This is a genomic window from Proteus sp. MB838 (assembly GCF_054767435.1).
On sequence record NZ_BAABMO010000066.1, the window covers coordinates 1 to 8,456 of the forward strand.

Consider the following 8,456-nt stretch of genomic DNA (forward strand, 5'->3'; position numbering starts at 1 on the left):
TATCCGCCAGTACATTGAGCAACAGGAAACACCGAGTTAGTTAAAAAACCGCGCCTTATATCCCCGACCTGAAGGACGGGGTTTTACGGTGTTTTGGATAAAATGGAAGCAATTCGGCGGCCCATGTACTATCAATAATGGGTTGGCATTATGCGCATTACACCACTCTGCCTTTGATATGGGCGCAATCAGTATTGATGATAATATGAAATTATTAGTTTCTAGCGGTGTGAATGGTAATCAAATGGTAGAGCAATTATTTTGGCAATTTTCAAATAAGGTAATTGGCCTACCTAAAAACACAAAAGAACATCCGAAGGATACATTTATCCATTGGCATCGTGAGCAAGTGTTTAAGCTATAGAATTAGCGAGTTGATGTTAAGTGTTTACCAATATCACTCAATATTTACAACTCTCTTATCAAGAAGAGACTGTATCTTGGCTCGGTTATTACAATACAAACGGTGATATATAAAATCTAATGACCATATCAACCTTTTTTGCGAAAGACTCTTTTATTGCATGGTGTTAGAGGCTGACTTCTACAAATATTTTTAAGATTATTATTTTCTCTTCAAGCAATTTTAATGGTTAACCTCAATGAATTACATAGCGCCATAGTTTTATTTTCAAATTTAGTATATGCCATTGCTGATCCTATTTTGGTAGCAAATATCGTCAACTGTCATACCTGAATCTGCGAGCTTTAAGATATTCACAATTTGAGTTTTAGCAAAACGAACTTTTTTCATTATGGTCTCTGAAATTTTGGGGCAAAATTTAATTATAGCTGTGTCATTTTAGGGGAAGTGGGCAATGACGCATTTGCCTTTCTACTGTATCTTTTGACCACAAGCCTGACTCAACCAATGAACTACAGACCATTGTTCTAAAACCATGTTCACAGACTTCGGTCTTAATATCATAGCCCACTACACGTAATGCATTGTTTACCGTGTTTTCTCTCGGATTGTCATTATCGATAAAGACTAGCGAATGATTACCACAGAATTGATAGATCTGTTTTAAGATATCAATGGTTTGTCGGCTTAAAGGGACGCAAGGTTGACCTTAGTATACTTGGGAAGACTGAAAAGTGGGGAAAAGCCTTGTAAAACTGGGAGTTCAGATACAAAAAAAGACGTCTGTTGACGTCCATTGATGTTCTTATGGTGCGAAGGCCGGACTCGCAAAAAAAGACTAACAACATGAAATTTAAATAATATATTTTTATTTATTGTTTTTATACCCGCAAATGTACCCGCATTTAAGTTTTACTATTTAGCTAAAGGAAATAGAAAACTATGTATCTGAATACATAAAGAGATTTTGTTGACTACCGCAGGTAATAAGCTTTCTTTTCACATAATAATGACATTACACCTTCACTTCATTCTCTTACACTTGAGACACTCTTTAGAATCTGAGTAAAACTGATACTTATTGAATAAAACATACTACTAAATTTTAAACAAAAAATGATAAAACAACTTTAAATGGGTAAGCCAGAATTAATAAAAATTGCTCATGATTTGCTCGGTCTGGCGAAAAGAAAACACCTGATATAAATAAGTAAGCTACATATCCAGAAAGCAGTAATGTAGATGCATACCGGAAAACCTCGTTTCCATCCCTTGCTTTTGTATATGCAAAAGTAAGATAAAAACCTATAATTATTAAGGCTGGGCAAGCAATACTAGTCATAACCACAAGAATGAAATAGTGTAGATAATTTGGCGCATCAAAAAGCCCCATAAGTCTATATTCTGACATTTTTGTGTAAATTGCTGTTAACTCTGGATAAATAGACATATAATTAGTCATCATTGTTGCTGAACAATAAAACAATATCCCCATCATTAATGATGCAAAAAAATATAAAAAATCCCATCCTCTATAAATACCATTAAGTCGTATAACATTCACAATACCGAATAAACTAAATATCGGTAGAAAGAATGAAAATGATATCAAGAGATTCAGAAAAAAAGTAGGAAACCAATGAAATACAATCATCATCACAACAATTGCAATTTTTATAGAAAATGCAATCTCTTTTCTAACATTTCCCATCGCTTGATTATAAATGACTAAGTTATTATTACCATTTATCTCAGGGCTTTGATTTCTAAAGTCATTCTTAATGCTGATATTTACTTTTCCAATTTTGAAGCTAAATATAGCACCAATAGATAGTGCGACAATAGATTCGATACTCAGTAAACTATCAAACATTTTAATGCTCCTTTAATTAGTAGTATTCCCCTATCATAAGCACTAATTAATCATAAAGCTCATTATAATGATAGCTGAATCATAAATAATGAGCGTATTCACATTTATATCCCGTATAATTCATTAATATGAATATTTTGATTTACTTTGAAAACACTCATGCATCTTTTCAGTCATCACCCACAGCGCCTTATTCAATTTGATGTCACCATCAATGCCATTCACTGAACGAGTACGAGCTCGTTTACCTTTTACATTTCTGCCTGACAATCCCCCTTTAATTAAATTCTCCTGCAAACGTTGATATACCGTCCAAAGATCATCTTTCTTATCCTCCCAGCGACGAGGGTGTAATACTTGCTCCTCTGTAATAGGCTGATGTTCCTCACCAAAACGATAGGTCAGAGCTGCTTGTGCCAAGGCTTGTTGTGCTGGTGGTGGTAACAATAGTGACTGCATCTGTTCACGCTTTTCAGTGACCGTATCAAACGTTTCCAGTACCTCATAGGCCCCTTCAATCACTTTACCTACTACATCGCCCTTGTGTGGCACACGTACTTCACCAAAGGTATCTCCACAGACTAAACCATTCTGACATACCGCTCTAAATAGGCCCGGTAACATTTGGTAGCAACTTGATCCATCATGGCTATTTAAGAGAATAATTTCAGGGACTTGTATACCCGTGATTTGGTCATGACGACGTAACCGTAACATATGCTTGGTGTGTTCTCGACGACTGGTATCACGCACTCGAGTCTGGCAAGCAAAGAACGGATAAAAGCCTTCTTTTTGAAGGCTATCCAATAAGGTAATGGTCGGAATGTAAGTGTACCGTTCACTACGTGAATCGTGTTTTTCTTCTGAGAAAACACTCGGTACGGTACGAAATAATTCTTCTATGGTTAACGGGCGGTCGCGACGAATACTATTCGCCGCACCAAAGCGGGAAGCTAAACGAGTCATAATTAATTTCCTTGAAAATAAATAAGATAGGTAAAACTGAAAGAGTGAAGGAGTGAATTAAGGGAGTGGTTAATCGATAAGATGGAAAATAGCTGAGCTTTCAGGATGTTGAATTGCGTAGTCACGAAGCTGATAAAACCGTTCAACCAGTAATTCACTTTCGGTTCTAAATGGCCACTGGCTATACAGCATCAAGCAAACAGCGACACCTGCTGCTTCTGGACTGAGTATTGCTTCATTACCATTGTGCATATTGAATAACGTGAGTTTTTCAGAGGCCAAATCTGGGTAAATAAATGCACCACCGTTGGGTAAGGTGCAGTACTCCCAATAGCCTCCCGTGTACTCATCACAGAACTGGCCCATAATAGTGAAAATCACCTCTTCAAATGTGGCGAAGCCTTTCACTCTGCCAAAGTGGGTTTGCCAAAAATCCTGCCTTTCTGATAGCGTCACTATATTGGCTTGAATATTTACAAAGTCATCACTAACTAATATTGTTGAGTTCATCATGTATTTCCTTTGAATAAAGACAAATAAGCCTGTCGGTCACCCGACAGGCTTATTAAATGAGTATAAATTTATATTAGAAATATCCAGTGTATTAACAGGCAAATAAAAAAGTGACTTAACGCATATATGCCCATTCATTAGTACACGCCATTTTGGAGCCTTTCAACGTGCACTGACTTATTAAGATATTCCCGGGATACGGTCTAGACTTCAGCCCTATGGTTTCATTAGCCAGCAATTTCTGAGTGCTTGTATCATAGATATCGACACCACATAAATAACTATTTGCGCCTACCTGCCCACAAGATTGAACACCTTTAACTTCCCCTACTCGATAGTAAGTTGTTTCCTCACCACTGCATCCTTTATACAAGACACCAATACCAAGGAGAGCCAATAAAATTATTAGGGTTCTTGAATGATCAATTAATTTATTGAGTAATTTTGAAAACATTATGTTTACGTTCCATTAATTAAATATAAAGAAAAACAGGTACTAATAATCAATACCTGTCATTGTTCGTTGAAAACTTTCGAAATAAGGTAACCCTCGAATGAAGTCATCTTCCTGTGATAGTTGGCAGATATCTTGTCTTCGATAACTCATAATCTCCGTAATATGAACAGCTTGAATTTTATCCAGAGGAATAACGACTAACCGATGAGTGAAACAAGCAATGAGATACCAGTGTGCGCCTTGAAGCACTAAGCGATAAGGTGTCAGTTGTAACCACTCGCTATCTGTTTGTTGAATGCGAATATCAACGGTTGACGTAATTGCCGTAATAATTCGATAAAAACATTCTGCGCTGGTGGGATGTACCTCAATCGAGGTATGCCAAGCTAAACAAGGATAATGAATGTCACTATGCAGTAAGTGATTAACAGCCTTGCGTGTTAGTCCCGGAAAATAACGAGATAGCCCTACTTTTTGTAAAAAGGTGAAAATATCGGGTGGACGCCAAGCCGTTAAACGTCCAGACAAACGATATCCCTCTTTATCTGAGATAAGGTCAAGATGAGATAATCGCTGATTAAAATCTCGTTGAAGCGTTCTTTCCGACACGCCAAATTCGTCAGCGAGCGCTTTTAAGGATAATGTTTCCCCTGCCAATAATCGGCTAATAATCAGTGATAGCCGAACCGCTAAGCGGTCATGACGAGCTTCATTACCCTGCATATCCCTCATCTTTCTGCTGTAAGTGCTGATATTGTTTATCTGAAGGACTATGCTGTTCAAGATCCCACTCTCGACATGGTTCAATTTTGTCGGCTTGATTTAAAACAAAAAGGAACCGTGTTTTATCATAGCCACGCTGTTCTGTTAGAAATTGATAAGTCAATCATCCGATATCCACGCACGTTCATCAGCCCTCAATACCCAGATAATTAAATCAAGTTTCGGTAATAATTGCTGATATTGCGAGTGATAAGCATCGTTGCTCGCGATACTTTCACCGACACCCGGTAAATCAACAAAAGTTAATGTTCGTGTGCCTAGCTGCATTTCAAAATGTTTAGCTTCATGTGTACCGCTGTGAATATCACTAACAGGCGAAACATTAGTTTGAAATAAAGCATTACATAAGCTGGATTTACCGGCACCTGTTTTCCCCATTAAACCAATCGTCGGGGAATAGTGAATGATGGCATTCAATTTGCTTTCGATTTGAGCATGTAGATGTGAAAGGGATTGAGGCAGTGTTTTAGTTAATACATTAGAAATGAGGTTTGATGTTGACATAATAAATTATCTCCTTGATAAATAACAAAGAGATAATGTAGGTTTGAAAATAAATACAATTAACGCGACACAGAGTTCTGAACGCTCTCATTCAGTTCATCCATTCTAATCATACCTTTAGTTTTTATTTTAATATTATCGGTATGGATATAGAGAATAGGCTCTTTTCTGCTTTTTGAAACTAAACTCATGAAATAACTAGTCGGTTTTTCCGTACCTAAAAAATCAATAAAATACCCACCATATTTCCCTTGAGTTAAACTAAACTTAGGTTTCCCTTCATTATTAAATTTCGTCATGTAATGACTATATCGATAATAATTAATGCTATTGTAATCATAAATTCTGAATGAACTATTTTTTATATCTACAAATATCATATCCCATGAAAATTCAATAAAAACCTTCACATAAGGCTCGTCATTATATTTTATTTCTACAATTTTAATTTCTACTTGATTAACCAGATGGATGATAAAATCAAAAAATTTATAAGTATTTTCATTCCCTTTAGCTCTAAATTTCACTCTTTCGCTTATAAGTTGATGAACTAAATCATGGCGTTTTAACATATTGAGAAAATTAAATTCATCTTTAGCATTAATGAATTCTCCCTTTTTTTCTATTGGTATGCTTAGATAACCATTCCCTCGGCATTTAATAACCTGTCGAACTAAATCAATGTGTAGCTCTTCTTCACAAGAATGACCATGTTTATCATCGTGACGATTTTTGTTCTTATAGTAAATATGCATCAAGTTATTAGATAATTCTTTTGACCCTATTTTAGTAAAATTATCATCCTTCTCATCCTGATAGTCTAAGCTCTCTTCTGGAATTGTATCTTCAAGAATTTTATTAATTGCAGCGGATCGTGATCCTTGCTTATCAAGATAGTTCTGTACTTTTGTCGAGGTAATGTTAACAGTGACACGCTTAGCCATATCGTTACCCTACTTCAAATTCATCAATCGTTTTCTGTGAAAATAGCTACATGGCTACCCTACCTATAATGATACCTTTGCCTGCACACCTATTCTAGCTTCGAATGCAATGGTGTACTTCAATGCTTCATATCCAGATAACTCCCTACAATGTAGTGCAGCACTTCATACAAAGAAATGATTTTAAACAAATAAAATAAAACAACAATAGCAATTGAGCAAAAAGCAATCAGCGATGTAGATACTCTCAGTAATGTCTTTTTATCCTATATCGACATTCTGATGCATCAATGTCAGAGTTAAAATAGGCTTGAAAATGACATGGCTCAGTAGGCTAAAGCTACTTTCTAGCGTTGGTATAGTAATATATATACCTATTCATAGATCCCTAACATACATAACGACATCTACCAGATACTCCTACCCATAAGACAACAGTTAATCTTCTAGTCATTACCATTCATCAATAAAAAAGTACTTACCCTACGACGTTATGCTGTTACATAACGAGATAGGGCAAGCATGAAACCACATAATGAAACTAAGACAAAGAAGCTTAAAACAATCAATCCAAATATCAGTAGGAAGATAGAACGAACCTTAAAAACAGCCTTAGATAAACATCCTCGATTATTTATTATCAGAATAGATCTTCGGTTCCCACAACACACCGAATGTAAGAAAGATTCTCGCGTGATATCACGGTTCTTTGATTCTCTAAAAGCCCAGCTAAAAGCTTATGAGTTGAAAAAACGTAAGCAGGGTCAACGTGTCTATCCTAATGGGTTAAAAAACCTATGGGTTAGAGAGATAGGTCCTAAATGTGAGAATCCCCATTATCACTGTGTTCTGCTCTTCAACAAGGATGCCTTCTTCACATTAGGTCGTTTTCAATGTGATGATGAGTGGGGGGAAACAACCAAGAATTTATATTCAAGGATCAATCAGGCATGGCATAGCGCATTAGGAATTGAAATGCTGAATGATGGGATTATTCATGTCTGTAGTTACGATATTAATCCTATCCGATACCTGCATAAAGGCTCCGATAGCTTTGAGAAGGATTATAAAAACTGTGTTGATAAGCTTAGCTACCTTGCTAAGGATTACAGCAAACCCTACAAAGATGGAAACCGAGTTGTAGGTTGTAGCCGATAATTAATCACTGAGGAACGGATGTCATGACACCAAGTGATATCTCTTTCCTTCAATCGATATCGCTTCTGAATTTAATTCAAGCAGGAGCTGTTCTCATGACAAACGCAACGACTACTTCAACACCCGCTTCTCTTCTCGCAGACAAGCTTATTGACATGAAATTCATTACGCAGTTAACAGGCTTAACCGATAAGTGGTTCTATAAACTCATTCAAGACGGTGAATTCCCTAAACCGATTAAGTTAGGTCGTAGCTCACGCTGGCTCAAGAGCGAAGTGGAACTATGGCTATCTGCACGAATTCAACAATCACGCGCTTAGTTTTCACTGACTCATCCTCTCTTCTTTTCAGCATTCCCCACATAACCTAGCAGCCTGTTAGACGGTACTCCGTCGGGTTTCGTGCGCCTGTTAAGAAGAGATAATTTCTTACTAAGGTAACCATGCTATGACAACAACATTACCGGAATTAGAGACGCCTCGCCTGTATATTGCAAATACCCCGAACCTTAAGCCTATCGGTGTCCGAGCGGCGGTTAGTGACCCTTTAGTACAATACACGTGCCTTCATTGTGGAGAGAATCTGAGCTTAATAACCGATGACGAAACTTATTGGTTTGAGCATAGTGATAAATCATCAGAGAAACGTTGTATCCACTGCTTGAGTTTTATCAATCAGCAAATCAGAAATGAAATGCAGGAAGGTATTTATCGATGGTTAAAACCTTTAGTGCCTATAACAGACTGGTTTTGTGTGCTTTGCCAAAATGAATACAGTGGTTCAAAGTACTGTCCTACATGTAAGGATGGTATCTATAGCATTGCTGCACTAAGTAAAGATTAAGGTTTATTAAAAGGAACATACTGCAAAATAGGGGCTTCAGTGCAAGCCCCC

At 36.9% G+C, this 8,456-nt stretch carries 11 protein-coding genes and 2 pseudogenes; 4 read left to right on the forward strand and 9 right to left on the reverse strand.

Translation table 11 applies throughout. The features are described 5' to 3' along the window. Positions 1-79 precede the first annotated feature (79 nt). Positions 80-364 (forward strand): annotated as a pseudogene (locus ACYUCW_RS17235) (HNH endonuclease); the annotation flags it as partial. Positions 365-818: 454 nt separating this feature from the next. Here the strand turns inward: ACYUCW_RS17235 and ACYUCW_RS17240 are convergent. The 9 genes and pseudogenes from ACYUCW_RS17240 to ACYUCW_RS17280 all read right to left on the reverse strand — a co-directional run. After that, positions 819-1,061, reverse strand: a pseudogene (locus ACYUCW_RS17240) (integrase); the annotation flags it as partial. 408 nt (positions 1,062-1,469) lie between these two features. Continuing rightward, positions 1,470-2,237 carry a hypothetical protein gene (locus ACYUCW_RS17245; RefSeq protein WP_004249556.1) on the reverse strand — a complete coding sequence of 256 codons (768 nt, stop codon included), beginning with the start codon at positions 2,235-2,237 and terminating at the stop codon, positions 1,470-1,472. 123 nt (positions 2,238-2,360) lie between these two features. Beyond that, positions 2,361-3,203, reverse strand: coding sequence for a DUF932 domain-containing protein (locus tag ACYUCW_RS17250; RefSeq protein ID WP_004249557.1), 843 nt, complete (start codon positions 3,201-3,203; stop codon positions 2,361-2,363). A 69-nt stretch (positions 3,204-3,272) separates the two neighbouring features. Beyond that, positions 3,273-3,716, reverse strand: coding sequence for an antirestriction protein (locus ACYUCW_RS17255; RefSeq protein WP_004249558.1), 444 nt, complete (start codon positions 3,714-3,716; stop codon positions 3,273-3,275). Between the two features lie 115 nt (positions 3,717-3,831). Further along, entirely contained in the window at positions 3,832-4,170 is a 339-nt protein-coding gene (locus ACYUCW_RS17260) for a hypothetical protein (protein ID WP_004249559.1), read from the reverse strand. A gap of 42 nt (positions 4,171-4,212) precedes the next feature. Continuing rightward, positions 4,213-4,896, reverse strand: a complete 684-nt coding sequence (locus ACYUCW_RS17265) for a helix-turn-helix transcriptional regulator (RefSeq protein WP_036973759.1) — start codon at positions 4,894-4,896, stop codon at positions 4,213-4,215. Continuing rightward, the gene (locus ACYUCW_RS17270) at positions 4,886-5,059 is read right to left on the reverse strand and encodes a hypothetical protein (protein WP_460409132.1); all 174 of its coding nucleotides are present in this window, start codon (positions 5,057-5,059) and stop codon (positions 4,886-4,888) included. The genes ACYUCW_RS17265 and ACYUCW_RS17270 overlap by 11 nt, the downstream gene beginning before the upstream one ends. Then, positions 5,056-5,460, reverse strand: coding sequence for a GTPase family protein (locus ACYUCW_RS17275; protein ID WP_004249563.1), 405 nt, complete (start codon positions 5,458-5,460; stop codon positions 5,056-5,058). Before ACYUCW_RS17275 ends, ACYUCW_RS17270 begins: the two co-directional genes overlap by 4 nt. A 59-nt stretch (positions 5,461-5,519) precedes the next feature. After that, positions 5,520-6,404 (reverse strand): hypothetical protein, encoded by an 885-nt coding sequence (locus tag ACYUCW_RS17280; protein WP_460409133.1) that lies wholly within the window; start codon positions 6,402-6,404, stop codon positions 5,520-5,522. A gap of 522 nt (positions 6,405-6,926) precedes the next feature. Between ACYUCW_RS17280 and ACYUCW_RS17285 the strand changes: the two genes are divergently transcribed. The 3 genes from ACYUCW_RS17285 to ACYUCW_RS17295 all read left to right on the forward strand — a co-directional run bounded on the left by ACYUCW_RS17285 (position 6,927) and on the right by ACYUCW_RS17295 (position 8,405). Beyond that, positions 6,927-7,562 carry an inovirus Gp2 family protein gene (locus ACYUCW_RS17285; RefSeq protein WP_004249566.1) on the forward strand — a complete coding sequence of 212 codons (636 nt, stop codon included), beginning with the start codon at positions 6,927-6,929 and terminating at the stop codon, positions 7,560-7,562. 95 nt (positions 7,563-7,657) lie between these two features. Continuing rightward, on the forward strand, positions 7,658-7,882 hold the full coding sequence (locus ACYUCW_RS17290; protein WP_036973767.1) for a helix-turn-helix transcriptional regulator: 225 nt from the start codon (positions 7,658-7,660) through the stop codon (positions 7,880-7,882). A gap of 127 nt (positions 7,883-8,009) precedes the next feature. After that, complete coding sequence (locus tag ACYUCW_RS17295) at positions 8,010-8,405, forward strand: putative zinc ribbon protein (protein ID WP_004249568.1); 396 nt, start codon at positions 8,010-8,012, stop codon at positions 8,403-8,405. Positions 8,406-8,456 lie beyond the last annotated feature (51 nt).

Bases quoted from the DNA above. Each gene is read 5' to 3' on its own strand.
- ACYUCW_RS17245 (WP_004249556.1), bottom strand. From the start codon at position 2,237: ATGTTTGATAGTTTACTGAGTATCGAATCTATTGTCGCACTATCTATT.
- ACYUCW_RS17250 (WP_004249557.1), bottom strand. From the start codon at position 3,203: ATGACTCGTTTAGCTTCCCGCTTTGGTGCGGCGAATAGTATTCGTCGC.
- ACYUCW_RS17255 (WP_004249558.1), bottom strand. From the start codon at position 3,716: ATGATGAACTCAACAATATTAGTTAGTGATGACTTTGTAAATATTCAA.
- ACYUCW_RS17260 (WP_004249559.1), bottom strand. From the start codon at position 4,170: ATGTTTTCAAAATTACTCAATAAATTAATTGATCATTCAAGAACCCTA.
- ACYUCW_RS17265 (WP_036973759.1), bottom strand. From the start codon at position 4,896: ATGCAGGGTAATGAAGCTCGTCATGACCGCTTAGCGGTTCGGCTATCA.
- ACYUCW_RS17275 (WP_004249563.1), bottom strand. From the start codon at position 5,460: ATGTCAACATCAAACCTCATTTCTAATGTATTAACTAAAACACTGCCT.
- ACYUCW_RS17280 (WP_460409133.1), bottom strand. From the start codon at position 6,404: ATGGCTAAGCGTGTCACTGTTAACATTACCTCGACAAAAGTACAGAAC.
- ACYUCW_RS17285 (WP_004249566.1), top strand. From the start codon at position 6,927: ATGAAACCACATAATGAAACTAAGACAAAGAAGCTTAAAACAATCAAT.
- ACYUCW_RS17290 (WP_036973767.1), top strand. From the start codon at position 7,658: ATGACAAACGCAACGACTACTTCAACACCCGCTTCTCTTCTCGCAGAC.
- ACYUCW_RS17295 (WP_004249568.1), top strand. From the start codon at position 8,010: ATGACAACAACATTACCGGAATTAGAGACGCCTCGCCTGTATATTGCA.